The sequence below is a fragment of the Natronolimnobius baerhuensis genome, assembly GCF_002177135.1.
Lineage (GTDB): Archaea > Halobacteriota > Halobacteria > Halobacteriales > Natrialbaceae > Natronolimnobius > Natronolimnobius baerhuensis.
Genome location: NZ_MWPH01000003.1, coordinates 47,391 through 73,891, shown reverse-complemented (window position 1 = coordinate 73,891; position 26,501 = coordinate 47,391). Strand labels below are relative to the sequence as shown.

Sequence of the window (26,501 nt, the reverse complement as noted above, 5' to 3'; positions counted from 1 at the left end):
TTTCAGCCTGCTTTGCCACCATTTATACGCGATGGCGCCCCTATCACAGTGCAATGGCGCAAGCGGGAAACACCGAACTCGTCGACGCATTCGAGCAGTTCTTCCGGAACTACTACGACAACGAGATCAAGCAGCTTGCCCAACGCTATCCAAATGAACAGCGGTCGCTACACGTCGATTGGCAGGAACTCTATCGCTACGACCCCGATCTGGCCGATGACTTTCTGAACCAGCCAGAGCAACTCCAGCGCTACGCCGAAGAGGCGCTGCGACTCTACGACCTCCCAATCGACGTCAGCCTCGGACAGGCACACGTCCGCGTGCGAAACCTCCCCGAGACGGAATCGCCCGAAATCCGGGAGATCCGCGCTCGAGACATGAACTCGCTCGTCGAAGTTCATGGCATCGTCCGAAAGGCAACCGACGTGCGGCCCAAAATCGAGGAGGCCGCTTTCGAGTGCCAGCTCTGTGGCACCCTCTCTCGCGTCCCCCAATCGAGCGGAAACTTTCAGGAACCCCACGAGTGCCAGGGCTGTGAACGCCAAGGCCCCTTCCAGGTCAACTTCGACCAATCCGAGTTCGTCGACTCCCAGAAACTGCGCATTCAAGAAAGCCCTGAGGGCCTGCGCGGGGGCGAGACACCACAGGCACTCGACGTCCACGTCGAAGACGACATCACGGGCGAGGTCACACCCGGCGACCACGTCTCCGCCGCCGGTGTTCTCCGCCTCGAGCAACAGGGCAACGACCAGGAGAAATCGCCCGTCTTTGATTTCTACATGGAGGGGATGTCCGTCGATATCGACGAAGAGCAGTTCGAGGACATGGACATCACCAACGAGGACAAACAGAAAATCTACGAAATTTCGAATCAGGAGGACGTCTACGAGCAGATGGTCGGCTCCATCGCGCCGTCGATCTACGGCTACGAGCAGGAGAAACTCGCGATGATCCTCCAGTTGTTCTCGGGGGTTACGAAGCAGTTACCCGACGGCTCGAGAATCCGTGGCGACCTCCATATGCTGCTTATCGGTGATCCTGGTACTGGTAAGTGCGTTCGCGGAGACACGAAGATCTCACTCGCGGATGGACGAACTGTGCCAATTCGTGATCTCGTCGAGTCGAATCTAGAGGATCCGAAACCCATCGACGACGGCTGGTGGGACGACATCGATCTCGAGGTGCCGTCCCTGCAAGGCGACGGCTCAATTGCCCCACAGCAGGCGACGAAAGTGTGGAAACGCGACGCGCCTGCACAAATGTATCAGATTCGAACCTCGAGTGGTCACGAACTCGAGGTGACGCCGTCGCATCCGTTGTTCGTTCCTACTCTGAACAGCTTTCGTGCAGTTTGCGCCGAGGAACTATCGGTAGGCGACACCGTTGCTGTGACAAAGACAGCCAGAAAGGCACTCGACCAGTCAGATAGGCGAAAAGTAGCGGCTGACGGTGGCGTTGCTGCCAGCACTGCAGAGACGGATCAAATTGAATCGATTGAGACAGTCGAACCCGACTACGACTGGGTGTACGACCTCGAGATTGAGCACACGCACAACTACATCTCGAATGGGGTCATCTCACATAATTCCCAGATGCTCGGCTATATCCAAAATATTGCACCACGATCCGTCTATACGTCCGGGAAAGGGTCATCCTCGGCAGGGCTTACCGCCGCCGCTGTGAGGGACGACTTTGGAGATGGACAGCAGTGGACGCTCGAGGCCGGCGCGCTTGTTCTCGCCGATCAGGGGATCGCAGCAGTTGACGAACTGGATAAGATGCGATCGGAGGATCGCAGTGCCATGCACGAAGCACTCGAGCAACAGAAAATCTCGGTCTCGAAGGCAGGGATTAACGCCACGCTCAAATCGCGCTGTTCGCTGCTCGGGGCGGCAAACCCCAAGTACGGTCGCTTCGACCACTACGAGCCGATCAGCGAGCAGATCGACCTCGAGCCGGCGCTCATCTCGCGATTCGACCTGATCTTTACGGTGACGGACGATCCTGACGAGGAAAAAGACCGGAATCTGGCAGATCACATCCTCACAACTAACTACGCAGGCGAGTTGACGACACAGCGCGAGCAGATGCCGAATACAGAGGTGAGCCAGGCCGAAATCGAGGAAATGACCGATCAGGTCGATCCCGTTATCGATGCTGACCTCCTCCGGAAGTACATCGCCTTCTCGAAGCAGAACTGCCATCCACGGATGACCGAGGAAGCCCGGGAGGCGATCCGGGATTTCTACGTCGACCTTCGTTCGAAAGGGACAGATGAGGACGCAGCGGTGCCGGTGACAGCGCGGAAACTCGAGGCGCTGGTTCGGCTGTCGGAAGCCAGCGCTCGCGTTCGGCTTTCGGATACGGTCGAACACCACGACGCAGAGCGGGTGATCGAGATCGTTCATTCTTGTCTGCAAGATATCGGTGTCGACCCCGAAACTGGCGAGTTCGACGCGGATATCGTCGAAGCGGGGACCTCGAAGTCCCAGCGTGACCGAATCAAGAATATCAAGCAGTTGATCAGCGATATCGAAGAGGAGTACGACGACGGTGCGCCGGTCGATATTGTCTTAGAGCGTGCAGAGGAGGTTGGGATGGATCACTCGAAAGCTGAACACGAGATTGACAAACTCAAACAGAAGGGCGAGGTCTACGAGCCGAGTACGGACAATTTGCGGACGACCTGAGGAACCGGTTTTCGTATTGTGGTGGTGTTAGGACACTACCTATTTTGGGACTGCACTCGTTCGGCCGATTATGGACGTTCGACCGACAGCCGTGCTCGCACTTGTTCTCGCGTATCCGACGACGTTCGTTCTGCTCACGGGAGAACACTCCTGTGGGCCCGTCTGTCTCGAGCCGACTGCAGCGGGAGTGGCTGGTCTCGGTGGCGTGGTTCTCGCGTCTGTCGCCGTCGCCGCTGTGAGTAGCGCCGTCTTCGCCCTCGAGAGCCGGTGTGCTGGGAAGCCGTTCCTCGAGCAGTTGCTGTGTCCGAACTCTGTAGCACTCGCGGCCATCTGGGGCCTGTTTGGTGGTTTCCTCGTGGCGCTTCTCGTCGAGTCGGCTGGGCTGCTCGAGGGAGAGCCAGTCGTTCTCTTTGCGAGTATGGTGGTGTATCCGTTTGTCTGGCTGTTGTATGGGCTGACAGGCCCGATTTCGCTTCTTGTCGGACTTGTCGGTGTCGAACCCGGAGTGGAGATGACGATGATCGTTCGCGCCGTCATTCTGGGGCTGGGATTTGCGCTGTCGCTGTGCTGGCAACTCTCGGTCGTTGGATTGGGTAGGTGGACGACGAATCAGCCAACTGCACACTGAATGCGTCTCGAGGATGGACCGACGGCAATCGATTCTGCTCACGCAGACAGTTCTTGGATGAGTTCGACCGTTGAGCGGATCGTTACCGGGGCAACGTCGGCAACGTCGGCGACGGTTGCCTGGGTGAGCGATGGGGCGTCCTCGCACTCACCGGCTGCTTTGTACAGACAGCCACCGGCGATACCGCTTGGGTTTCGGCCACTGACACGCTCAGCGTCGACTAACGCGTTTGCGTAGGCGTGTGCCTGTCGTTCAACAGTCGAATTCACCTCGAGTGTCGATGCATACCGGGGGAGGTACTCGACCGGATTGATTGGGCCTGTTTCGAGGCCAATTTCGCGGTTCAAGGCGCTGTAGGCGGCGTTAAGCTCGTCTTCGTCGGCGTAGGAAATGGCGGTTACTTCGGCGATAGTTCGTGGACTCGACCGTGTTCGGGAGGTGGCATAGACGGCAGCGGCGGCAAAGCCCTCGAGTGAGCGACCCTGAAAGAGCCCGTCGGCTTGGGCGGATTTGAACAGTGTACAGGCCTGCTCTCGGACGTACTCTGGAAGTGACAGCCGGTTCGTGATGCGTTTGATTTCGGTGTAGCCAAGCACCTGATTGCGCTCGGATTTGGACGAGACGCGTGCGCGGTTGTGCTCTCGGCGTAGTCGGGCGATCTGTCGTCGTTTTCGACCGGAGAGTCGCGTTTGATACCTCGAGTCAGCACTGGTTCCGTAGCCGATTTCGGTTGAGAGGCCGCGGTCGTGTCGTGAGCGGGTGAGTGGGGCACCTGTTCGGCGTCGTGATGATTGGATACCGTCGAATGATCGCCATTCGGGACCGTGATCGATTGCATCCTCACCGGAGACGAGACCGCAGTTCTCACAGACGATTTCAGTATTCTGTTGTCGTAGTCTCCCGTTACATTCCGGGCAGGTCTGATTCGAATAAGACTGTGACATTTCTATATGTTGAACGAGTAATGGTTGCTAGCCAACCATATTTAAATTCTCCGATGACATCTAAAATAATAGTGTGTGTTGATCGTATTTATCATGCTGGGTCCAGCGTTTGTCTCCTCGTGTGAGTGCCATCAGAGACCGATTTCAACCGCATTTGACAGGCAGCTATCTGTTTTATGTCGGTTCCCGCTGTATAACTGTGATAGCGATGAGGAGATGAACGTACAACGTACGGATTCGGTTTCACAGCGCGGTACAGCGACAGTACCGAGTCGGTCCCACGTCGCGTCGATGACGTGGCGACACGGACTGTTTCTGCACTGGCCCGTCGACCCTGCGCAGTTACGTCCACACGTGCCCGCACCACTCACACTCGAGACGTGGGAGGGCAATGCGTGGGTGAGTGTGTTACCGTTTGTTCTGACAAAGATCGGCATTCGTGGCGCGCCTGCAGTCGCGCAGACGGCTGTCGCTGAACTCAACGTTCGGACGTACGTGTCGTATCGCGGGGACTCGGGGCTGTTCTTCTTCAGTATCGACCTCAACAACCCGCTGGTTGCCGCTCTTGCCGGACCAACGCGACTTCCGGTGACAGCGGCGAATATGCGGGTTAGTGGAAGCGAAGATGGAATCGTCTTCTCGAGTCGGCGAGAACCGGAACAGTCGCCGACGTTCACCGAATTGACGGACCCAGACACCGGTTGGTTTGCAGCCACGTATCGGCCCGATGGTCCCGTTGAACCACCTGAGCCGGGGACGTTCGAACACTGGAGTATGGAACGCAGACGGTTCTACGCACCGGGCGAGCGAACAGTGATGGTCGGTGAAATCGCTCACGACCCGTGGCCAGTCCAGCCAGCCGAGGTAACAATACAGGAACAGACGATGCTCGAGGCCAACGGACTCCCGGAGCCGATTGGTTCGCCACGAGCGTATTACTGTGATGAACTTCCCATGACGGGGTCGATTCCGCGCTGGATTCGGCGGTAACAGCGTGCTGCGTACAGTGTTCGTCTCAAGCCATCTCGATCATACCGAACTCGTAGCCGTCATCGGCCCCACGGGCATTTTCGTAGACGACGTGTGCTGCTGCGACGTCCTGAATCGCGAGGCCGGTCGAGTCGAAGACCGTGACGCCTGTCTCATCAGTGCGGCCCTCGAGCGAACCAACGACGAGTTCCCCAATTTCGCCGTGGATGTCCGAGTCGGTGAGGACGCCCTCGCTGTAGGGAACGTTGATCTCACCCGAGTGGGTGCACTGTTCGTGGTCGTCGATGACGATTCGAGCGGCCTCGAGCAACTCATCTGCGAGTTCGTGTTTTCCCTCGGCGTCGGCCCCGATGGCGTTGATGTGTGTCTTGTCGCCGACGTCTTCGGGGCCGACGATTGGGGTTTCGACGGGCGTTACTGTCGAGAGAATATCACAATGGCCTGCGTCAGAAATTGAACCGCCGCGGATGTCGAAGTCGGACTCGAAGGCCTCAATGAATTGCGTGACGCGCTCGTCGTCTTGATCTGTCACGACGACGGTGTCAATTTCTCGGACCTCGCTAATCGCCCGTAGCTGTGTGTACGACTGGACACCTGCGCCGAGGATTCCGAGACTCGAGGCGTCCTCGCGTGCGAGGTAGTCCGTTGCGACGGCGGCGGCAGCGCCGGTTCGTTTCATCGTCAGGGTCGTCCCGTCCATAATCGCAAGCGGGAACGCGGTCTCGGGATCGGAGTAGATCATCGTCCCGAGAACGGTCGGCAGGTCGTGGTCGACGGGGTTGTCGGGGTGGACGTTGACCCACTTGAGTCCAGCGGCATCCCAGTCTCCAGCATCCAGATAGGCGGGCATCGACCGGAAATCGCCGTTGTACTGTGGGAGATCGATGTAGGATTTCGCCGGCATCTGCGTGGTTCCCCGTTCGAACGCACCGAAGGCGTCCTCGACGGCGTCGATGACTGCAGGCAACCGTGCGTGTGCATCGACAGCGTCGCTGTCCAGTAACAGCGTGTTCATACTGGCACCTCTTGTCGACACTACTTAACTCGTCAGGCTCTGTCGGTTCGAGTCGTGACGGCAGAGACACAAGCGCGGCGGCGTCGCACTCGAATCGGCGAGACGACGGCTGTTTATACTGATAACCTCTCCATTCGATAAGCCTATTCGTATAGCCACTCGTTGTTGGAACGACTGATGGGGATTATCGCCGAGTTCGAACTTGAAGCCGCGTCATTTGTCTTCGAGGATGCCCTCTTGCTCCCGACGATTGACCGAATCGAGTTCGAGCGTGTCGTGCCGACACAGACGTCGACGATGCCGTTTTTCTGGGTTTGGGGAACAGCGTTTGATGATTTCGAACGGATCGCACACACGGAGCCAAGTCTCGAGTCGCTCGAGGAAGTGACAGCAGTTTCGGGCGGGCGACTGTATCGTGCGATGTGGACGGACCGGGTCTCGACGTTGCTCCGTGGTGTTCACGCCAGTGATGCCGTGTTGCTCGCCGCCTGTGGGCGCGAGACTGGCTGGCTGTTCGAGATCCGCTTTCCCAGCGACGACCGACTGTCGACGTTCAGTGAGCACTGTCTCACGCACGAATTGAGCCCTGTACTCCGGCAGTTGTACTCGTTGTCGGCTCCGGATGCATCGCTTGGATACGGACTGACACCGCGACAGCGCGAACTGCTCGTCAGCGCCGTCGATGCCGGCTACTTCGAGGAGCCACGTGCGATTTCGCTACAGGAGTTGGCCGAGGAGTTCGATATTTCAGCACCGTCAGCAAGCGGCTTGCTTCGGCGGGGGACAGGCCATTTAATTCGCTCAACACTCCTTGCGGATCGCTAACATCCAAATATCTTTGGTTCTGTTCTTTTATAAAGTCCTAATTCGTTACCCTTTACGCGCTCGAACCAGTACCAGACATCGACTTCCTAGACCGGCTGGAACTGCAGGTTAGTCGGCGATACCCCACCATGGATGATACGAACACCCGAATCGGTTCACGACCGCACAGTGGCCACCGGCGTCAGTATCCGCTGGCACCGCAGCGGTCTGCTGGACATCTCGATCCAACCCACAGTATTGCTGTCTGTGAGACAGTCCGGGACACGCTGGCGACGGCCACAGCGTCTCTCCAGCACGGACTCCATGTCGGTGAGCCCTGCATCGCAACCGGGACACCGTCGTTTTTGGCCGACCTCGAGGCGGCACTCACTGCTCGCGGGATCGACGTTGCTACAGCACGCGAGCGCGGTGACCTGACACTGCGTCCCGTCTCTGAGACATATCTGGCCAGCGAGCCAGTTACCGCCGAGTCGATGGCACAGTGGGTGCTCGAGTGTAGTGACGCGACGGACGACACTCCGATTCGAGTCGTCGGGCGTTTATCTGAAACAGTCGCAGACGCGCTTTCGGAGGATGTACTCGTGGGATACGAGCACCGGCTTTCGGACGTACTCGAACAGCGGCCGGTGCGGGCGCTGTGTCTCTACGACCGTGATGCGTTCTCCGAATCGGTTCTTCGAACGGTACTCACACAGCATGCAACGTATCGAACACCGAGAGGTGTCTGTTCGAATTTCCTCCACAGTGAGCCTCCCGAATCCGGGTCGTCGGATACCGCTGGTTCGTTCGCCCTCGAGCAGGTCATCGATGTCCTCGAAACGCTTGGCGAACACGCCGTCCGGTCGAAACAACTGGACGTCTTGACGGCGTTTACCGAATCCATCGAACAGCCCGAGACCGAACGCCGCTCACACCTCCTCGAGTCCGTTATTGCACTCGTCGAAACGCTGTTCGTCCCGACGCTATCGGCAGTCTGGCTCTACGATCAAACCCAGGGCACACTCGAGCCAGCAACCTCCTCACAGCCAGCGTTCGACGCACTCGAGGAAATCTTGCCCGCGGTTTCTGCCCATGCCTGGGATACCTACGCTGGAGAGAATACGATCACCAGAGCCACTATCCCGTCGGCGGACGTTCCCGCCGCAGTGTCGGACCTTCCACTCGAGGCGGTCACATTCGTTCCACTCGGCCGACACGGCGTATTGTTGCTGGTCTTTCCCGACTACGTCTCGCTGACCGAGACTGATGAAGCACTGTTGGAGACGATACAGACGACCATCCAGACTGTCTTCGATACCATCAGGTACCGAGAGACGGTCGACACTCAGGCGTCATCGCTCGAGACGCAACAACAGCGCGTCCAGGAACTCGAGGAACTCATCTCGTTACTCCAGCGAGCGACACAGAAACTGGTTGAGCCACCGTCTCGAGCCGATATCGAACGGACGATCTGTGAACAACTCACTCGAACATCCAGTATCGACTTTGCCTGGTTCGGGCAGCCAGACGAAAGCGCTGGCGTCCTCTCTCCCACTCACTCGAGTGGCACTGGTGAGAACTACCTCGAGGCAGTTACCGCACACGAGACGGACGCATCACTCGAGCCCGCAGCGACGACGCTCGAGACAGGTGAGCCGACGATTATCGACGAGACAGTGACTGAGCCACCGTTTGAACCCTGGCGAAGTCACGCACTTCGACGTGGCTATCGGTCAATCGCCAGCATTCCAGTCGTCTACAGCGACTCGACCTACGGCGTGCTCACGATGTATGCCTCCAGTTCGAACACCTTCGATGAGCGGGTGCGCCAGGCACTCGAGACCATCGCTGAAACCGTCGGCCACGCGATCAACGCCCGGGAGAAACGACAGGCGCTGATCAGTGGCGAACTAACCGTATTGGATCTTCATGTTGCAGATTCCTCGCTCCCGAGTATCTGCCTGGCAGACCACCTCGAGACGGGAGTCCGATTCGAAGAAGTCGTCTCACAGGACGATGGACCACCACAAACGTACTTTACCGTTCGAGACTGCGACCGCACTGCTGTCGAAGCCGCTGTCAAGCAATGTTACGGTATCGATGACCTCTCTCATATCGTCGAACGAGAGAACGGACACCTGTTTACCAGCACTGTGACGCCTCCGTGTCTATTCCAATACATCCTCGAGCGAGGTGGCATTCCCGCGACCATGAACGCGTCTGCAGACCGAGCAGACGTCACGGTCGAGTTACCCAAACGCGTCTCAACACGGTCGTTTATCTCGATGCTCAGACAGCAATTCGAATCGGTGACGATCATTTCTCAGGAGTCTCGAGAGCGCGATTTCCACGTTCGTGATGAGTTCAAACAGGCGTTCGAAGACGAACTGAGTGACCGACAGAAGGAGGTGTTGCGAGCGGCTTACTACAGCGGGTATTTCGAGACACCTCGCACGTGTACGGGACAGGATATCGCCGACCAACTCGGCGTTTCCCAGCCGACGGTCACGGAAAACATCCGCACTGCTGAACGGAAACTCGTGACGCTGCTGTTCGACGCCAACTGAGCGAGTTTATCAACATTACCCGCCGCGCCTGCTGGCGTTATCTATACAGGGTAAACGCCTATCCACGTCACGCTGTTTCTGTTCATACAGTCATGAGTGGAACTGGTGCTCGCGAAGAGCCTGTTGTCGACCACGTTCAACCGGACGAGTCGGTTTCCCACGCCATCCTCCGTGTCGTCGCAGATATCCGCGATCAATCTGTGGTCGAGTTAGACGAGCCACTTTTCGAATCAATCGATCCTGACGCACTCGAGGCCCTGTTTCACGATGACTCGAGTGGCTCGATCCAATTTCAGTATCTCGAGTTGACGATCCGTGTTACTGCAGCAGGTACCATTCGAGTTGAGTAATTTTCGACCGCCTGTTCCGTCGAAACGCCGTCACTTGAACTCTTCCAGTCTCATATGTCCGACGTCGTTGCGAGTAATAGTGGCACAAATACTGCGCCGATGATCACGAGCAGGACCGAGAGGCTCGCCCACAGCGTCCCGATGTAGCCATCCGGGATGAGACCTGCCGTCTCGATAATCCAGTTACTGCCATACGCGAGCGCCACGACCACTGCAAACAGGTACAGACGTCCGACCCACCGCGCGGTGTGGTACAGCCCCAGTTTGGCTCGCGGCGTGGTCGCACGGTCACTAACTGCCATTCAATGCTCTTGCGTACTGTTCCTTGGCTAACACCACTTAACTATTCCTACTCGTGGTACTCTCTCACAGGTATCCGACTGCTGTCTCAGCGCTGTGTGATCCACCAGCCCCTGTTGTCTGACGCTCGTCATGCACCTATCACGGTACAATCACAGAACTTTATATGTGGGGTTGTGGGACCGGTGCATATGGATGGGGAGCAGTCGATCTGTTACACCGTCGTTGCAACAGTCGCCGAACACAAGGGGGTCGCACCCGAAGCGATGCAGCCACCACTGCATACCGCCGTCGACACCGACGCACTCGAGACCCTCTTTCGAACCACCGATGGCGACCGTGCCTACCCAACAGTCGAGTTCACCTACAACGGCTATCGTATCCGCGTCGACGGCCCGGACGCCATCAGCGTCGACAACACACACCAGTCCGACACACAGACTGAACCCATCTACGGGCAGTAGCCCCTCACTTCGAGTGGCGTCGCTGACTTCTCGACTCGAGTGGAGAGGAGTAAAGCCATCGCTCGCGAACGTATTTGCGACAAAACTGATGGGATCGCCCGGATTGTGAACCACGGTCGTTCCGCGTTGCTCCACTCCCTGATTCAAATCCGCGCTTTTCCAATGACTGTCGCTCACGAGTTTGTTCGCGACAGTAATATGGGATCGCCCGGGGTTGAATTATGGCTGTTTTTACGGTGTAGAGCGGCGTACGTAGTGGTTTTAGCGGTTGTCATGGCGTTATTCGATGGTGAGTTTATTAAGGTGGGGTCGGCGGCGCTTTTCCATCCGGTCGCGCTCCTCGGCTTTGTCGTAGTATTCATCGATCACGTCCTGGGAGGCGTTCACCCGCTCAGCGGTCACCTCGCGGGGGACACCTCGATCGCAGTGCCACGTGATCGAACCCGTCCGGACGTGGTGCGGAGCACGTGACGAGGGGCACTGACTGGCCTTCGAGTGATTCCGGAACTCGCAGGAATCGGGATCGTACCTGTGCGGGCACTCGCCCTGGACACAGGGGAATGTCGCGAGGTACATCCAGACACGAATCGTGTTCGGGTTCGGACGACCCTGCAGCGACGAGAATAGTGGCTGGCGGCCGTGGTCGTCGTGTACGTCGTACCGATCGGTCTGGATGTACGTCCCGATCGTCTCACAGACCCGCTCGTTCAGCGCGACTACACGTTCGCCCTCGCGCTTATTCTTCAGGACCGTTCCCGATTCTGGCCGGTGGATGAACTCGACCGTCTGCTCTTCGCGATTGAAGTCGCGGAGATCCAGCGCTCGAAGGCCACCGAGTCGCGCGCCGGTGTGCCACGCCGTTTCGAGCAGCGCGTGCCGTCGACACCCGTGCACCGCGTCGGTCGAGCGGTAGTGCCGGATCAGCGCGAGCGCGCGGTCGGTCGACAACCGCGTTTCGCGGGACCGTTCGCCGCGGGGAACGTGCGGAACGTTCACCCGGTCGGCAAGATCGTCGTCGACGGCCTCGATTCGTTCAAGGTATTCGATGAAGTTCTTCAGCGTCTCCATCTCGTTGTGGAGCGTCGTCGAGGCGACGTCCTGCCCGGCCCGGTAGGACTCGTACTCGTCGAGGACCCAGCCGTTCAGGTCAGCAACCGTCTCGATCCCGTTGTCTTCGCACCACTCGGCGAAGAGTTTCAGCCGGTAGTGGTACGTCGACGCAGTTTCCTCTGTCAGCTCTGTGCGGCGACCGTTGAGGTAACGGTGCCAGGCTTCGCGTGGAGGGAGTTCCTCAGGTTCAACCACAGTAGGTCACCACCGCTTCGTAGCGCAATCCCGGCACGATGCAGCTGGACCCTGAGCATCAATTCCTTCAGCTCGATCGCCGCAGCAGACACATGTCCCACTGAAGTTATCTGCGATGCACCTGTCTCTTTCATTGGGGCTTTGCCCCTGACTGGTTCCACTCATGGATTCCTGATGGAACCACCTCGGGCCAGCGTTGCAGCGCTGGCCTCCTTCACTTCCCTACAGAATCATCGTCACCCTGCTGGGTAGTTCCGCATATCGAGAATATAACCATCACCACATAAACGTTATCACTAGATCGTGATCACGATCACGGTCTCAAAAGAGGCAGTCACTTTTTAGGGTTCACTGTTAAGCATCTCCCAATGAGTGATGAAGATCTGTTTGAAGACACTGACCCCGATGATTGGATTGAGATCGGGTCGTTCCGAGTATTAAAGCAGCCAGATTGGATGACAGAAACTGATCTTCAGATAATGGATGCATTAGGTAGGGGGCTTATTCTGTCTCCGAAAATCATAGCAGATAACACAGATAAATCTAGAGAAGCAATTTCTCGCCGATTGAACACTCTACAAGCAGCGAGCTACGTCAAAAAGACTGGAAGAGGTAGATATAAAATCACAGAAGAAGGTATGGAATTCCTTGAAGGAAGAGTACTGCCCGAGAATGATGACTGGTCAATCAATCCAGAGAGGAATGGATAAAAATGGACGTAGGTAAAATCATAAAGAAGGCATATGAGATTTCTGCAAATTTGATGTTTTTGTCTTTCGCTATTCTATTATCTTTAATAATACTGAATGAATTCGCTGGATGGGTATCAGTCCAAAATATGAGTGTCATTGCGAGTGCAATGGGTGCATTTGGAACATTAATGTTAGCATGGTTTACTTTTGGGACTATTAAACAGAATGAGAAACTAATCAAGCATCAACAGCAGCAAATTAAACATCAACGGGCCCGTTCAAGACCAGTTCTTCGTCAAATTAACGATTTCGAAGCCCTTGGCAAGCATAGTCTCGTGTCCTTTAAACTCGAAAATATTGGTGAAGGGACAGCGTATAATATAAAATTCCAGGCGGATATATGCATACCCGAATTAGGGGTTAATACTGCAACCGACACAGAGATACCACAACTAATTTCTAATTCGTCCGTTCCACCATTGGAAACACAACCATCTGGAATATACAAAAATAATGATGTCAAAGGTTCTGGTATGAATCCTTCTGGAGGAATATTACGGGAAGGTTCCAGTGGTCGATTTGAATACCGGGTGGATTTTTCGAATAAAAATAAATCCGTGAGAGATATTATTAATGGAAATGGTGGTGAGCCCGGAATAATAGTCTTCAGTAAACTACTGGAATATTTAAAAGAGGATGGGATAGAAATAGTATATATTCAATTCAAGGTGAGTTATGAAGATGTCTATGGTGATGAATACACGGAGGAATTCCCAGTACGAACGGTCTTTGTCGAAGAAACAAAGGACGTGAGCGACCTATTTGATTCACCAATTTGGATCAACGACGATGGTGAATCAGCTAGAAAAGCCTCACTTCAGAATATAGGATAACTATCTTTCTTCAGGCGGTCTTGGTGGTTCTGAAGATAATTCTGGGGCAGGGTCACGATCTTCGTTACCGCTGATCTCAACCATATTAGGTTCATCACCACAGAAGTGACCATCCGGGGGTACTTCCTCGTACTCACCACGTTCAGGATCGATCAGCTCAATCTCAACAGTATCGTCACAAAATGGGCAAGGAACCTCTTTCGTTTCCGGAAATTCCGACATAGTTGTCACTCACACTGCTGGATTATAAATACCAGTCTCGTCTCAGTGGAACAGAAACCACTGGAAACTGGCCTCAATAGTTGTCCAGCGTTGTTGTGTTGTATTTTGGCTGTGGTGGTGTACTTGGCTGTGTATTCGGTGGATCTAGGTGCCGAGCATCTTCGATTGTAGTAAACACTACGCCAGACCGAGTTACGTCATGTCGTTCTTCTCCGTCCTGATCAACGCGACCAACTGCAGTAATTGACCAACCTGGATTGACGACCTCGAACGGCAGCACATCACTTTCCGGGTTTGCATGCTTATCTGGGTCGAACTCTGGGTTTGGCACTAGAATTTCTTCTTCATCATCACGATCGTCACGTTCACGCTGGATCAGTTCGTTCGCACCCTCACTGAATCGAACGACTTGTGTACCAGTTGCCCAGACGGCTGCGCGGAATTGCAGCTCGTCGAGGCCGCGATCGAACAACGGCTCACCATATGCACCGATGTACTCGCCAATATAACTGCCAACATTCCCGACTACGTCGTCTCTATTGCTATCGAGCTCGTCCGAGTCGAGGTTCGGGTCAACGGAACGAATCGAAATTGGTCGCGCGGATTCGTCGTCAGCATGGTAGTTGTGGGCATCTCGATGAGCAATCTCGCACTGACGGAGGTGTGCGTCGATCGCCGGATGAAAATCAGACTCATTCACTTCGCCATCAATGAAGACTGCACAGTGAACGTGACCATATCCGGATTTGTGCTTCTCGACAACGAGCCCATATTCCCACTCCATTCCGTCGAGGGAACTACGCAGCGCGTGGTAGACACCTCGTCCTCGATTCGGTCGCCATGAGTCCACGACGTCGCGGAGGTGATCAGCTGGACAGCGCCAGCCACCATTGTCGTTCTTCGTCGACCCAGTGAACGTTAGCATGGCAATATGGAGATCGTCGTACTCGCGAACCATCTGGCGTTCGAGGGCCTTCAGCCGGGCGTAGTACTTGTTTCCATACCGTGGTTGGTGCGAGTTCGGCATCTGCGTGCGTACTTCGTTGCCGTCAGGATCGGTGAAGATGAGATGCGCGTGTCGATAGCCGTTGTACCAGTCGAGAAACTCGTTCAGTACGCTACTCCAGGTCTTTGCTCGGCGGCCACCGGCATGGCGTTCGGTTGTGCATTCCTCGCGAAGCTTCTGGTCGTCTCGGACAGAGATCGGACGCGCAGCCCGACTAGGTCGGGTCGCGATAAAGTCATCTACAATCTCGTTCTTTTCTTGCCACCAGTAGGTGTGCCACGAATCGGGAATCGCGTTCTTAGTGTCTCTATCGCCGGTTGTACAGTTAGTCTTGGAAGGCCGAGAGACAGCATCCTCTAGGTCGGCGTTCCCGATAGCGGTGGATGCATCGGTGTGCCGACTCATTGTCCCTCCACCTCATCAAACGTCAACTGCTCACCGCACCGCACACGATTTGCGCGCCCACGGGGCGCGCTGTGCGCTCGGGCTTCCGGGTCGGGGGCAAGCCCCCGCTTCCGGCGGTCAGCGATCTGAGCGCGCGCGTTGGCACCGCGCGCGCTCCGGGCGATCGCCGACTCTCCCTCGCTTGGGGTGTCGAATGCATCGAGCTGGTAGGAGTCGATCTCTTCTGCGTCCTCCAACTCAGGAACAGCTCCACAAGTCCGGCACTCGCGATCGCGAGAGAATTCAGAGTTGCGCGGATTGATGCAGTCCTCGCGACAGTGCCGGCACTTGTACGCCAAGTACTGACTCCAATCCGTCATCGAACCCCCTCCAGGGCCGCCCTTACTTCGAGATCTGTCGCATCATCACTGAGACTGTAAAGTACAGACGCAGGGACGAATTGGCAGGGATCAAACGGCCAATAGACCTCGCGGGACCCATTGAAGGGCCCCGCGTCGGTCTGGGTGGGTCGGTGGGTGGGTCGGGAGCAACAGCTCTGGAGGAAATAGCAACAACGGGTAAAACCCACCGAAACGCTTAATCTCGCTATGGGATCGCCCGGATTTGAACCGGGGTCACGGGCACCCAAGGCCCGAAGTATACCAGGCTAACCCACGATCCCGTACCTATCGCTTGCGCGTGGAACATATAAAGGGTTTCGTTCTGGACCAGAGCATGTGGCGGACTCGACACGAGTGCAGGCGGTCCGGTTCGGATCACGCAAACGGCCCTCGTGAGCCGTCTTGTCGACACTGTCACAGCGCGCAACTGTGCGAGCAGTGTAAGTAGGTGCAGTGACTACTCCCAGGTCGTCTATGACCGGCCTCGAGATCCTCCTCCTGATCCTCGTGTTGGTGGTCGTCCTCGGTGCGTCGACGATCATCCAGACGGTTCGTCCGTTTATCGTCAACGCTGCAGTCGGACTGCTCGTCTTGTTTCTCGCACAGGCGATATTCGGGTTGCAGGTCGCCGTGACACCAATTGCACTCGCAATCGTCGCTATCGGCGGCGTCCCCGGCTCGCTACTGGTGATCTTGCTCTCGCTGTTTGGCGTTGCATTTGTCCCCTGACGCCGACGCGAACCCCTCGAGAAACGATTCCTCCCCGTGCTACAGGTCCTCGTCGCGCAGTTCGATCTCCGCGATGAGTTCGTACGGATGGGCGTCCTTGCGGATGCCGTCGATGAGCGAGAACGCCTCGCCTGGATTCAGGAAGTGACGCGTGACGACCTTTCCAAGGGGTGTCGGCTCGAGGCCGTCGATGAACTCATACTGCAAGAGCTTCCCGACGGCGTGTTTCGTCGGGACTTCTCCGAGCATGCGGTCGTTGAGCGCTTTTGCGGCTTTGCCGCCGACGGTGACGTTTGCCAGCGTCTCCTCGATGGCTGCATCTTCGTCGTAGTGGGTCATCACCGACTCCATATCGCCTTTGAGGAGTTTGAACGCGACTTCGTCCTCGCTCATCTCCATGGAGTTGTGATACGCACAATCGGGTTCGACCAGCACGTAGACGGTCCCTTTGTCGTGATAATCCGGACGGCCCGCACGGCCGAGCATCTGGTGGAACTCCTGGACCGAGAGCCACTCGATTCCCATCGCCAGTGAGTCGAAGACGACTTGCGAGGCCGGGAAGTCAACACCGGCGGCGAGTGCGGCAGTCGTCACGACGGCGGCGAGATCTTGCTCGCCGAACTGGCGTTCGACTCGTTTGCGACGTTTGTAATCAAGTCCCGCGTGATACGGCGCTGATGAATACTCGAGTTTCCGGGAAATCTCGTGGCACCGTCTTCGGGAGTTCGTGAAGATAATCGTCTGCCCGCGATACCCCTTCGAGGATTCGGTGTCGAACTCGCGTCTGACGAGTTTGTTCTCGATACGGAGTTTTTCCTGGCCGTCTGCGAAGGTGACGTGGCGCTCGATTGGCACGGGGCGCTCCTCGAACTCGATAAGCGTTGACTCGAGCGTTGCGGCGAGTTGCTCGGGATTGCCGACGGTTGCAGAGAGGTAGATCCACTGTGCGCCGCCGTAGTCATCGCGGCGTTTCGCCCGCTGCTCGCAGGTGTACTTGAGCCGCGAAATGAGCCCGTCGAGGCGGTGGCCCCGTTCGTCCTCTTTGAGCGTGTGAACCTCGTCGATGACGACGGTCCCGATGTCGCCCATGTCCTTGCCCGTCCGCAGGGCGTGATCGATCCCTTCGTAGGTGCCGACGATCACGTCGGCGTTGGGATCGAACTGGTTGCCGTCGTCCGTAATTCGGCTTGCGCCGACGCGGATCGAGACGTCCACGAGGTGGCCGTATTCGTCCTGAAAGTCCTCGTATTTCTGGTTCGCGAGTGCAACGAGGGGAACGAGAAACAGCATCTTCCCCTTCCCGTTAAGCACGCGATCAATCCCGGTCATCTCGCCGACCAGCGTCTTCCCGGTCGCCGTCGCGGAGACCACCATCTGGTCGTCCCCGTCGAACAAGCCGTGGTCAACCGCCAGACTCTGGACCGGCAGCAGTGTTTCGAATCGATCCTCGAGCAGTCCCTGCAGTCCCGGGTGCAAATTGAGCGAGTCGATTCGGACGGGATCGACCTCGTCGGTCGTCGCCGAAATCGTATCGAACTTCGTCAAATCGGGATCGAGTTGTCCCTTTAGCAGGTTGACGATCCGTTCTAAGTCCTGGACCTCCATCATGAGATCCTCGAGTCGATCCTTCGCTGCGCCGGTGACCTTCCCGCTGCCCGAATAGGAGAGTTGGCGCTCGAGTTCCTGGCGAGCGCAGTCCTGGCAGATCCAGTCCTGATCGTCTTTGACTGCCGTCTCGGTGGTGATCGGCGAGTACCGACCCGCGGAGGCGCAGTACCGGCAGGTCCGAACGGCTGTTGCCTTGTCCTCGAGTTGGTACCCTTCGAACATTTCGATCAGTTCGTCTCGGCCGGTCCGAGAGGTTTGCTCCGAAATGCGAATGCGTTTGGCGCGCCGGGCGAGTTCGACGAACTCGTCGGGTTGGCGAGGCTCCTCGCTCGAGCCGTCTTTGAGCCGGAATTTGGCGGGTCGGGGACCGGCCGAGGTCTCGGAAAGCCCGAGCTTTGCCCGGAACAGTCGCTTGCCGTCGCGCTGGACGACGACGAGGTAGTCGTCGCCCGTTTCGTGGCAGAATATTGTCTCGACCTGCTGGACCTGCTTCGACACGGTCCCTGATAGAACGGTAGCGTACTTGAGCGATTCGGACTCGAGGCTGCACCCTTCCCCATACTCGAGCACAGTATTCTCTCAGGCTACCATCGGCACCAATTTTCAGTGGCTCCTGTGGTAGCGCATCAATTCATGGCGGTTGGGTAAGTCTCCTCAGTAGTCAGCTGGTACGCTCACAGAAATGCAAGGAGGAAGCCCACGACTTCAGTCGTGGGAGGAATCCGACTGGCCAGCACGGTTATGTATTGGTAATCGAAACTACACCATACATGGCAGAACGATGGGCTGATACGCCTGTTTTCGGGCAGGGGTTGCTGTCGCCGACAGCAAAGCGGTTCATCGGCGTCTGTAGTATCTGTGGCTGTGGGTTCATTCTCGCACTCGTTGCACTCATCAACCGACCGTCACTGGCCTCGAGTCCGGAGTTGGCGATTACTTCGTCACTGTCGATCCTACTGGCGCTCGTGTTGGGTCTCGTTGGACTCTGGCTGTGGCGCCAGTCCATCTCACCACAGAATGTCCTCCGTATTGCTGGCTGGATGGTCATCGGGATGGCTAGCCTCGGGACACTATTTCTGTGGACGCTCACCCATCAACTTGCCCACGGTGAGACAATGGCACAGGCACATTTCGTGCTCGCGAACACGCTCGTCGCGGGTGGCGTCCTTGGTATCGCAATCGGCCTCTACGATGTCCGGGGGAAACGGTATCAACGCGAACTCGAGCAAGAACGGGCGAAACTGGCGGACGAACGGGCGAAACTGGCGTTTCTCAATCGGATGCTTCGCCACTATGTTTTAAACGGCGTCAACATCATCACGGGCCATCTCACCCTTCTTACCGGCTCTGTCGGCCCTGCCGGCCGTGAACACGTTGATGTGATCCGCGATCAAAGCGAGGACGTCGCTGATATCGTTCGGAAGTTTCGCTATCTCACGCAGGCGTTGCTCGACGAGACGGAACTGCAGCCTCGAGATCTGTCTGCTGACCTCTCTCGACGAGTGACGATCACGGCACAGTCCTACGAGCACGCACAGATTCAGGCGGACATTCCGGATGGTGTGACAGTGCTTGCCGACGAGTTGCTCGATCAGGTGTTCGAGAACCTGTTGACGAACGCAATCGTTCATAACGACCGCGACCAGCCTCAAGTCGAGGTGTCGGTCACCGACAACACTACTGATGACACCGACGACGAGTTCGTCCTCGTCGAAATCGCCGATAACGGTCCCGGAATTCCAGCCGAGCAGTACGACTCGCTTCTCGAGTGGGAAAGCAAACGCGAAGAAGACGAGAGCGCAGGAATCGGATTGGCAATCGTCGATACGGTAGTTGAGCGGTACAACGGAACGGTCACCTTTGCGGAGAACGAGCCACGGGGGACGCTCGTTTCTCTCGAACTGCCTGGCACAGCGGAAGCGGTCGTCACAACCGACACAGCGGACCCAGCTGCTCACACTCTCGAGACAGACGTGTCCCAGCCGACATCCGAGACGACAACTCCTGGGACTGCCTCGCCGACTTCTGAGAGCAATACTGCAGAAGTCAGTGATTGATACGGGTTGCTGTAACGATTTACCGGTGCAACCGCGACCCGGCCGGCGGTTGCACCGGAAATGACTTACAGTAAACCGTATGAGACGACCGAGTACCGCGGCTCGATGACAACGCTCAATTGATACCGTGGGTCTGGAGCCACAACGCCGTCGCTCACCGGTATAAAATACTGCAATCAAGTGCCGATACTAGTACGAATTGATAGTCCAACTGAGCCGAAGTCATCCGTCCGCACGGACTGTGCGAGGACGCCAGCCGGTCAGTTTTGACTACCTTACAGGCGCTCGACGTTCGTCGCGCGTGGGCCCTTTGGAGCCTGCTCGATGTCGAACTCGAGTTCCTGCCCTTCTTCGAGGTCCGGACCGCCGATGTCTTCCATGTGGAAGAATACGTCGTCGTCTGCGTCCTCAGTCTCGATGAATCCGTAGCCGCCAGTGTCGTTGAAGAAATCAACGGTTCCTTTCGCCATTGCTTCTGTATATACTGTCCCGTTACGTATAAACACTACGACTCGAGTCGTACCGCGACTGAGTACGACTCGAGCATGACGGGTCCGCCGTCGCCGGTTCCGACAGCCGAAGCCCCTTATAGGCTCCCGCCGAATCCACCGTCTATGACGGAGTACGAACTCGACGCGGTGGATCGGGAGATCCTCTATGCACTTCAGGAGGAGGCGCGAAATCTCTCCTCGAGTGAAATCGCCGAGCGGACCGATGCATCCTCGAGTACGGTCCGAAAGCGTATCCAGCGCCTCGAATCGGAGGGGATCATCAAGCGCTACAGTACGGAGATCGATTACACGCGGTCGGGGTATCCAATCCGGATGCTGCTGTTCTGTACGGCCCCGATTCCCGAACGCGGCGAGTACCGCGAGGACATTCTGGACATTCCGCGGGTTATTTCGGTGCAGGAACTCGTCACCGGCGAGGAGAACCTGCTCGTGACGGCCATCGGCGAGACGGACAGGGACATCACGCCGGTCGCACAGGACCTGTCGGATCTGGGGCTGACGATCACCGACGAGGTACTCGTCCGCAGCCACGAGACGACGACGTTCGACGACTTCTCGGGCGAGTGAGTCGCCGGTCAACAGTAACTGAGTGTTCGCTCGAGTACTGGTTCCATACTTTTATTAGAGTTTCACGACTCAGAGACAGTCTCCTATACCACATATAAGGACCATAATGTTCTTTAACTTGGCTTATGGCGAACAGTTTGTTCGAATAGAAGAGTATAATAACCGCTCTGTTCAATGTGGTTGTAGCGAAGACCAGTCCGTACACCCGTTTCCCCGGAGACAGGTTGGATACCCGGCGAAAACGCCGTACTGGTCGGAGGACCACCCAACGAATGACAGTGGACAACGATTCACGCGACCCAGATTCCGTACAACTCGCCGAGACGACGAGCCAGCCGTCTTCGGTCATCCCCCGGGCATCGACCTGGTCGATCTGGGCGCTCTTTTGTCTGAGCGTCGGCGTCCTCGCTCTCGCAGCGCTGCGAGGGGGAGAATGGGCTGTTTCGAACGTGCTGGTGGTCGACGGCCTGACCGCGGTCATGTGGGTCGTCGTCACCTTCTTCAGCGGCATCGTCCACAGCTACTCTCGGCGCTACATGGCGGGCGACCGCGATCTCGAGTTGTTCTACGCCCGCGTGTTCGGGTTTACACTCGTCGTGATGACGATGACGGCAGCCAACCACGTCGCGCTATTCGCGGCGGCGTGGCTCGCGATGGGGCTGCTGATGGCCGCCCTCATCGGCCACGTTCGCGACTGGACGCAGGCTCGAGCCGCGGCCGCGTTGGCCCGTCGGTACTTCCTCGCCAGCAGCGCGTTGCTTGCCGGCAGTCTGGGCCTGCTGGCCTGGGCGACAGGGACGACCACAATTAGCGGGATTCTCGCGCAGGCAGACGAACTCTCGATGACTGTCGCACTCGTCGCCGTCAGTGCGCTCGTCCTCGCGGCGTTGATCCAGTCCGCCCTCTTTCCCTTCCACAACTGGCTACTCTCCTCAATGACGGCTCCGACGCCGGCGTCCGCGCTGATGCACGCCGGCTTCGTCAACGCGGGCGGCATCCTGTTGACCCGGTTCGCGCCGGTCGTCACCCTCGAGATTGCCGTCATGTCGGCCGTCGTCCTCATCGGCGCGGTCAGCGCGCTGCTGGGCCAGGCAATGGGGCTCGTCCAGACCGACATCAAGCGCAAACTCGGCAGTTCGACAATCGCCCAGATGGGCTTTATGATCATGCAATGTGGGCTTGGCTTTTTCGCCGCCGCAATCGCCCACCTCATCCTTCATGGCTTCTACAAGGCCTACCTCTTCCTCTCTGCCGGCGCTGCAGTCGAACAAACCGTTCCCAACAAATCCAAATCGACCGAGACCGGCGTCTCGAGCGTCGCCATCAGCCTGCTCACGGCCATTGGTGCCGGAGTGGTGTTCGCCACGCTCACCGGCAAACCGCTGCTGGCGTTCGACAGCGGCACAATCCTCGTACTCGTCGTGGTCCTGACGACGTTGACCGCGGCGCGGGACATCCTCCATCGGACCGTCCTCTCGTCGGCGCTCAGAGTCGCCGCCGTGCCGACCGTCGTGCTGACCGCGATCACTGGATACGCCCTGCTGTACAACGCGATATCGGCGATACTCTCAGGCGTGCCGATGGCCGACGCACCGACAGAACTGACGGTCGCACACTTCCTCGCACTCGCCCTATTCGTCGGCGCGTATCTCGCGACGGAGTTCAGCTGGCACCGCTCGAGCACGCGTCTCTACGTCTTCCTGTTGAACCGCTCCCAGCCGGATCCGTCGACCGTCCTCACCACCAAAGAGGAGTACAACGATGTCTAGCCAGCAATCCCAAACCCACCTCGAGTCCGAGTCCCAGTCCGCACAGCAACTGACCACCAAGTCCCGCGAGCACTCGCAGTCGTCCCAACTTGGCGACTACATCGATGACAGCATCGACCGTGCGGCCGAGCGAATCGGGGCGGTCTGGCCGATCCACTCGTTCGTCACCGCTAATCCGCTCTCGGGGTTCGAAGACCACCCGTTCCACGAGGCCGTCGCCGAGGCCGAACGGCTGTTCGGCGGCCGCGGTTATCCAACGCCCGCAGTCTTCCGGCAGGCTTGGGAGAACGGACAGATCAGTCCCGAGATTCTAGCGGACGAACTCGAGTCTCACGGCATCGACGGCGACCCCGAGACGTTGCTCGAGGAGCTAGCCGACGCTGACGCAGCACAAGCAGCCGAGGCCGATACCGACCCCGCAACGGAGGCCGTTGACCGGGTGCTCTCGAAGTGGCTCGCCGCGTTCGTCGACGAGGGCAGGGCCGCCTGGCCGATGCCTGACCGTGACGAGGGATTTTACGCTGCCTGGCGCGCAGTCGCGCCCCTTGACAGCAACGTCCCCTGTGACGACTCCAAAGCGCTTCCCGAGACTGCACTCGAGGCGCTCGAGTCGATCCTCACCGACGCCCCCGAAAGCCGCTGGACCGATATCGCAGAACACCACCTCGCTGCGCTGCCGGGCTGGACCGGACTCATCAAGCAACGCGCTGCGGATGACACTGACCCCTGGCAGACTGAGTATCCAATCACCCTGCGCGAGTACCTCGCAGTCCGCCTGATGCTCGTTGACCTGCTGGACGCGCCACTCGAACTCGAAACAAAATCCGATTCGGCGGAGGAGACGACTCTCGAGACGGAGCCACTCGCAGACTGCTGGCTGACGGCCTGGGAGCGTAGCTACCGCGAGCGCCTGCTGGCCAACATCGACACCTCGGTAACTGATCCGTCGACGGCTGGCGACAACGCGCGACCGGCGGCCCAGTTCGTGTTCTGCATCGACACGCGCTCGGAGATCATCCGCCGTCACCTCGAGGGCCAGGGCGGCTACGAGACGCACGGCTACGCAGGCTTCTTCGGCGTCCCGATGCGCTATCAGGGCCATGACTCGGCTGCCGAGACCGACGCGTGTCCGCCAATTGTCGACGCCCAGCACCGCATCGTCGACCAGCCGGCCGAAGCAGACGACGATGTCGCCGCCCGCGAGCGCTGGACTGGTCTGACGACCGCGACCCGGAAGCACTTCAAACAGCTCAAGACCCATGCCGTCGCCGCCTTCCCGTTTGTCGAGGGCGCTGGCGGTGCCTACGGCTCAGCGATGGCCACGCGCACGCTGTTCCCCTCGACGGTCGCGAAACTCCGTCGCGCCGTTGATGAGCGCGTTCCCAGTCCCGGCGAGGTCTGTACACCGACCCTCGAGGCCCATGAGCACGACGATCACACGCACGCGGATCACGACCTTCCGCAGGGGATGACCTTCGAGGAGAAAGTCTCCTACGCCGAAACCGCCTTCGAGCTCATGGGTTGGACCGAGTTCGCCCGCTTGGTTGTCTTTACGGGCCATGCGAGCCACACGACGAACAACCCCTTCGGCTCGAGTCTCGACTGCGGGGCCTGTGCCGGCAATGCCGGCGGGCCGAACGCCCGCGTGCTCGCGACTATCTGTAACGACGAGAACGTCACAGCCGAACTCCGTGAGCGCGGCTTCCACATCCCTGAGGACACCGTCTTCCTCGCTGGCGAACATGACACGACGACCGACGAGATTACGCTGTTCGACGGCGACGTCCCCGAGAGCCACCACGAGGACCTCGAGCAACTCCGTGCTGACCTCGAGCGCGCTCAAGCTGGCGCAGCCGCCGAACGCCTCGAGTCGATGACTGATGCGGACGACCCCGACCCCGAAACGGCCGTCGAGGAGGTCGAGCGCAAGTCCGCTGACTGGGCGGAGACCCGCCCGGAGTGGGGGCTGGCCGGCAACGCCTCGTTCGTCATCGGCCCGCGTGAGTTGACCGAGGGTGAGAATCTGGACGGGCGCGCATTCCTCCACTCCTACGACTGGACGACCGACGCCGAAGGCGACGCACTCGAGGCCATTCTGACGGGGCCGCTCGTGGTCACGCAGTGGATCAACAGCCAGTACTACTTCGCGACCGTCGACAACGGCGTCTACGGCAGCGGCTCGAAGGTCACGCAGAACCCAGTCGGGAACGTCGGTGTCGTCCAGGGCAACGGCGGCGACCTAATGACCGGCCTACCGCTGCAGTCGCTCAAGATCGACGACGACCAGCCGTATCATCAGCCGCTGCGTCTCTCGACTGTGATCCACGCGCCACTCGAGCGCGTGACCGACATTCTCAGCCGCCACGATGATGTCACGCAGTTGCTTGACAATGACTGGATCGGCGGGCTGACGGTTATCGACCCCGAGCAAGACAATCAGGCGTTCCACTATCAGGGCGACCTCGAGTGGGACTCGCCGGTCGCGCCGGCAATGAACTGATTGACAGCTACAGTCCTTCGCGCTCCTCGAGTTGGTGGACGGTTACGGAGACGAAGTAAACCAGCATAAACAGCAGGAAGCCGACGACGAGACCGCCGAGTTCGACCGTCCCAATTCCGGCAGGTGAGAGCACGGCCAGCGCCACCAGAGCGAGGATGAATATCGCGGCCGTGAACGTCCCAACGGCGTAGTAGAAGCCGATATCGGACTCGAATCGGTCTCGCATTGGCTGAAAATTCGCCTCGAGTCGCCAAAACAGTACCGACGTTCGGATTTTCTCGGCTTGCGGGGATCTGGTTAGTATAGCAGACTTTGGGCGACTGCCTCGTACGTCGCGGGAATCTGCTCGGTGATCTCGTCGGGATCGGTCTCCCCGTTTACGTTGACCAGGTACGTGCAGCCGTAGTCGTTCCCGTAGATGCCCTGAAAGTCGTACACGAAGCCGTAGATGTCGACGTCGTCTGGGACGTCCGCGGACTCGCGGAGGAACCGCGCCTGGTGGTCGACGTTGTACTCGACGAGTTGGTTGACCACCAGTTCATCGTCCGCGTCAGTGTCGATCAGGCCGCTCTCGAGGGCGTCCTCGACGACGGGAACGAGCATGCGGACCCACTTATCAACGCCCTGAGGACCGGGTAGCGGTTCGCCCATTGCGACGCGATAGGCTGCGGTGATAGCTCCACAGCCGGTATGGCCGACGACAGCCGCGACCTCGGTGTCCGTGTGATGGATCGGATAGAGCAACCCGCCGTCGACGATCCGCTCGCCGTTGTCGTCATCCCAGACCTGATTGCCGATGTTGCTCGGCGTAAAGACCTGTCCCGGATGGTCGACGCCCCACATATCTTCCTGTGGCACCCGCGAGTCCGAACAGGAGATGGCGACGATGCCTGGGTGCTGGTCCACCTGAACGTCCGCGAAGTAGTCTTCCGGCAAGGCGTCGACGTGGTGGCGATTGCCCGCGAGCAACTCCTCGAGAATATCGTGCTCGCTGTCGTCAGAATCGTCGCCGCATTCGTGGCTCGATTCGCTATCGGGTCCCATGGGCTTCCTACACCCCGGTCATGAAAAGTTCCTCCGGCACCCTTGGTCGTACTCGAGTGG

At 58.1% G+C, this 26,501-nt stretch carries 24 protein-coding genes and 1 tRNA gene; 14 read left to right on the top strand and 11 right to left on the bottom strand.

What is annotated here, in order from left to right:
* Positions 1-53 precede the first annotated feature (53 nt).
* Positions 54-2,690, top strand: coding sequence for an ATP-binding protein (locus B2G88_RS12920; protein WP_087715007.1), 2,637 nt, complete (start codon positions 54-56; stop codon positions 2,688-2,690).
* Between the two features lie 70 nt (positions 2,691-2,760).
* Entirely contained in the window at positions 2,761-3,318 is a 558-nt protein-coding gene (locus B2G88_RS12915) for a hypothetical protein (protein WP_087715006.1), read from the top strand.
* Positions 3,319-3,356: 38 nt separating this feature from the next.
* On the opposite strand, the gene B2G88_RS12910 is transcribed toward B2G88_RS12915, so the two are convergent.
* A complete protein-coding gene (locus tag B2G88_RS12910) occupies positions 3,357-4,262 on the bottom strand; it encodes a transcription initiation factor IIB (protein ID WP_087715005.1) in 906 nt (301 codons plus the stop codon).
* Positions 4,263-4,553: 291 nt separating this feature from the next.
* Between B2G88_RS12910 and B2G88_RS12905 the strand changes: the two genes are divergently transcribed.
* On the top strand, positions 4,554-5,252 hold the full coding sequence (locus B2G88_RS12905) for a YqjF family protein (protein WP_342744122.1): 699 nt from the start codon (positions 4,554-4,556) through the stop codon (positions 5,250-5,252).
* A gap of 25 nt (positions 5,253-5,277) precedes the next feature.
* On the opposite strand, the gene B2G88_RS12900 is transcribed toward B2G88_RS12905, so the two are convergent.
* Positions 5,278-6,267, bottom strand: coding sequence for an ornithine cyclodeaminase family protein (locus B2G88_RS12900; protein WP_087715003.1), 990 nt, complete (start codon positions 6,265-6,267; stop codon positions 5,278-5,280).
* Between the two features lie 177 nt (positions 6,268-6,444).
* Between B2G88_RS12900 and B2G88_RS12895 the strand changes: the two genes are divergently transcribed.
* The 3 genes from B2G88_RS12895 (at position 6,445) to B2G88_RS12885 (ending at position 9,988) form a co-directional block, all read left to right on the top strand.
* Positions 6,445-7,092 (top strand): helix-turn-helix domain-containing protein, encoded by a 648-nt coding sequence (locus tag B2G88_RS12895; protein WP_087715002.1) that lies wholly within the window; start codon positions 6,445-6,447, stop codon positions 7,090-7,092.
* A 128-nt stretch (positions 7,093-7,220) separates the two neighbouring features.
* Positions 7,221-9,638 (top strand): bacterio-opsin activator domain-containing protein, encoded by a 2,418-nt coding sequence (locus B2G88_RS12890; protein WP_087715001.1) that lies wholly within the window; start codon positions 7,221-7,223, stop codon positions 9,636-9,638.
* Positions 9,639-9,730: 92 nt separating this feature from the next.
* The gene (locus tag B2G88_RS12885; protein ID WP_054863697.1) at positions 9,731-9,988 is read left to right on the top strand and encodes a HalOD1 output domain-containing protein; all 258 of its coding nucleotides are present in this window, start codon (positions 9,731-9,733) and stop codon (positions 9,986-9,988) included.
* Between the two features lie 50 nt (positions 9,989-10,038).
* Here B2G88_RS12885 and B2G88_RS12880 read toward each other — a convergent pair whose 3' ends face one another.
* Positions 10,039-10,290, bottom strand: a complete 252-nt coding sequence (locus B2G88_RS12880; protein ID WP_054863696.1) for a hypothetical protein — start codon at positions 10,288-10,290, stop codon at positions 10,039-10,041.
* A 189-nt stretch (positions 10,291-10,479) separates the two neighbouring features.
* On the opposite strand from B2G88_RS12880, the gene B2G88_RS12875 reads away from it, so the two are divergent.
* Positions 10,480-10,752: a HalOD1 output domain-containing protein gene (locus B2G88_RS12875; RefSeq protein ID WP_054863695.1), complete on the top strand. Its 273-nt coding sequence runs from the start codon at positions 10,480-10,482 to the stop codon at positions 10,750-10,752.
* A gap of 279 nt (positions 10,753-11,031) precedes the next feature.
* Here the strand turns inward: B2G88_RS12875 and B2G88_RS12870 are convergent, their stop codons facing one another.
* Positions 11,032-12,057 carry a tyrosine-type recombinase/integrase gene (locus B2G88_RS12870; RefSeq protein WP_054863694.1) on the bottom strand — a complete coding sequence of 342 codons (1,026 nt, stop codon included), beginning with the start codon at positions 12,055-12,057 and terminating at the stop codon, positions 11,032-11,034.
* 368 nt (positions 12,058-12,425) lie between these two features.
* Between B2G88_RS12870 and B2G88_RS19180 the strand changes: the two genes are divergently transcribed.
* Complete coding sequence (locus B2G88_RS19180; protein WP_140408867.1) at positions 12,426-12,767, top strand: transcriptional regulator; 342 nt, start codon at positions 12,426-12,428, stop codon at positions 12,765-12,767.
* A 2-nt stretch (positions 12,768-12,769) separates the two neighbouring features.
* Entirely contained in the window at positions 12,770-13,642 is an 873-nt protein-coding gene (locus tag B2G88_RS19175; RefSeq protein ID WP_140408866.1) for a COG1361 family protein, read from the top strand.
* On the opposite strand, the gene B2G88_RS19170 is transcribed toward B2G88_RS19175, so the two are convergent.
* The 3 genes from B2G88_RS19170 to B2G88_RS12850 form a co-directional block, all read right to left on the bottom strand.
* On the bottom strand, positions 13,643-13,864 hold the full coding sequence (locus tag B2G88_RS19170; protein ID WP_140408865.1) for a hypothetical protein: 222 nt from the start codon (positions 13,862-13,864) through the stop codon (positions 13,643-13,645).
* Positions 13,865-13,937: 73 nt separating this feature from the next.
* Positions 13,938-15,275, bottom strand: a complete 1,338-nt coding sequence (locus B2G88_RS12860; RefSeq protein WP_245835390.1) for a replication protein — start codon at positions 15,273-15,275, stop codon at positions 13,938-13,940.
* A 588-nt stretch (positions 15,276-15,863) separates the two neighbouring features.
* Positions 15,864-15,936 (bottom strand) — tRNA-Pro (locus B2G88_RS12850).
* A 193-nt stretch (positions 15,937-16,129) separates the two neighbouring features.
* Between B2G88_RS12850 and B2G88_RS12845 the strand changes: the two genes are divergently transcribed.
* Positions 16,130-16,384, top strand: a complete 255-nt coding sequence (locus tag B2G88_RS12845; protein WP_054864146.1) for a pro-sigmaK processing inhibitor BofA family protein — start codon at positions 16,130-16,132, stop codon at positions 16,382-16,384.
* 39 nt (positions 16,385-16,423) lie between these two features.
* Here B2G88_RS12845 and B2G88_RS12840 read toward each other — a convergent pair whose 3' ends face one another.
* Positions 16,424-18,490 (bottom strand): DEAD/DEAH box helicase, encoded by a 2,067-nt coding sequence (locus B2G88_RS12840; protein ID WP_087714998.1) that lies wholly within the window; start codon positions 18,488-18,490, stop codon positions 16,424-16,426.
* A 272-nt stretch (positions 18,491-18,762) separates the two neighbouring features.
* Here B2G88_RS12840 and B2G88_RS12835 point away from each other — a divergent pair, with 272 nt between their 5' ends.
* Positions 18,763-20,049, top strand: coding sequence for a sensor histidine kinase (locus B2G88_RS12835; RefSeq protein WP_087714997.1), 1,287 nt, complete (start codon positions 18,763-18,765; stop codon positions 20,047-20,049).
* Positions 20,050-20,324: 275 nt separating this feature from the next.
* On the opposite strand, the gene B2G88_RS12830 is transcribed toward B2G88_RS12835, so the two are convergent.
* Entirely contained in the window at positions 20,325-20,519 is a 195-nt protein-coding gene (locus tag B2G88_RS12830; RefSeq protein WP_005554588.1) for a cold-shock protein, read from the bottom strand.
* A gap of 144 nt (positions 20,520-20,663) precedes the next feature.
* Here B2G88_RS12830 and B2G88_RS12825 point away from each other — a divergent pair, with 144 nt between their 5' ends.
* The 3 genes from B2G88_RS12825 (at position 20,664) to B2G88_RS12815 (ending at position 25,397) form a co-directional block, all read left to right on the top strand.
* A complete protein-coding gene (locus B2G88_RS12825; RefSeq protein ID WP_054864148.1) occupies positions 20,664-21,128 on the top strand; it encodes an Lrp/AsnC family transcriptional regulator in 465 nt (154 codons plus the stop codon).
* Positions 21,129-21,400: 272 nt separating this feature from the next.
* The gene (locus tag B2G88_RS12820) at positions 21,401-22,897 is read left to right on the top strand and encodes a proton-conducting transporter transmembrane domain-containing protein (RefSeq protein ID WP_087714996.1); all 1,497 of its coding nucleotides are present in this window, start codon (positions 21,401-21,403) and stop codon (positions 22,895-22,897) included.
* Positions 22,890-25,397, top strand: coding sequence for a DUF2309 domain-containing protein (locus B2G88_RS12815; RefSeq protein ID WP_087714995.1), 2,508 nt, complete (start codon positions 22,890-22,892; stop codon positions 25,395-25,397). The genes B2G88_RS12820 and B2G88_RS12815 overlap by 8 nt, the downstream gene beginning before the upstream one ends.
* A 7-nt stretch (positions 25,398-25,404) precedes the next feature.
* On the opposite strand, the gene B2G88_RS12810 is transcribed toward B2G88_RS12815, so the two are convergent.
* Together B2G88_RS12810 and B2G88_RS12805 are read right to left on the bottom strand one after the other, a co-directional pair.
* The gene (locus B2G88_RS12810) at positions 25,405-25,623 is read right to left on the bottom strand and encodes a hypothetical protein (RefSeq protein ID WP_054864159.1); all 219 of its coding nucleotides are present in this window, start codon (positions 25,621-25,623) and stop codon (positions 25,405-25,407) included.
* Positions 25,624-25,694: 71 nt separating this feature from the next.
* Entirely contained in the window at positions 25,695-26,441 is a 747-nt protein-coding gene (locus B2G88_RS12805; RefSeq protein ID WP_054864158.1) for a carbonic anhydrase, read from the bottom strand.
* Between the last annotated feature and the right edge of the window lie 60 nt (positions 26,442-26,501).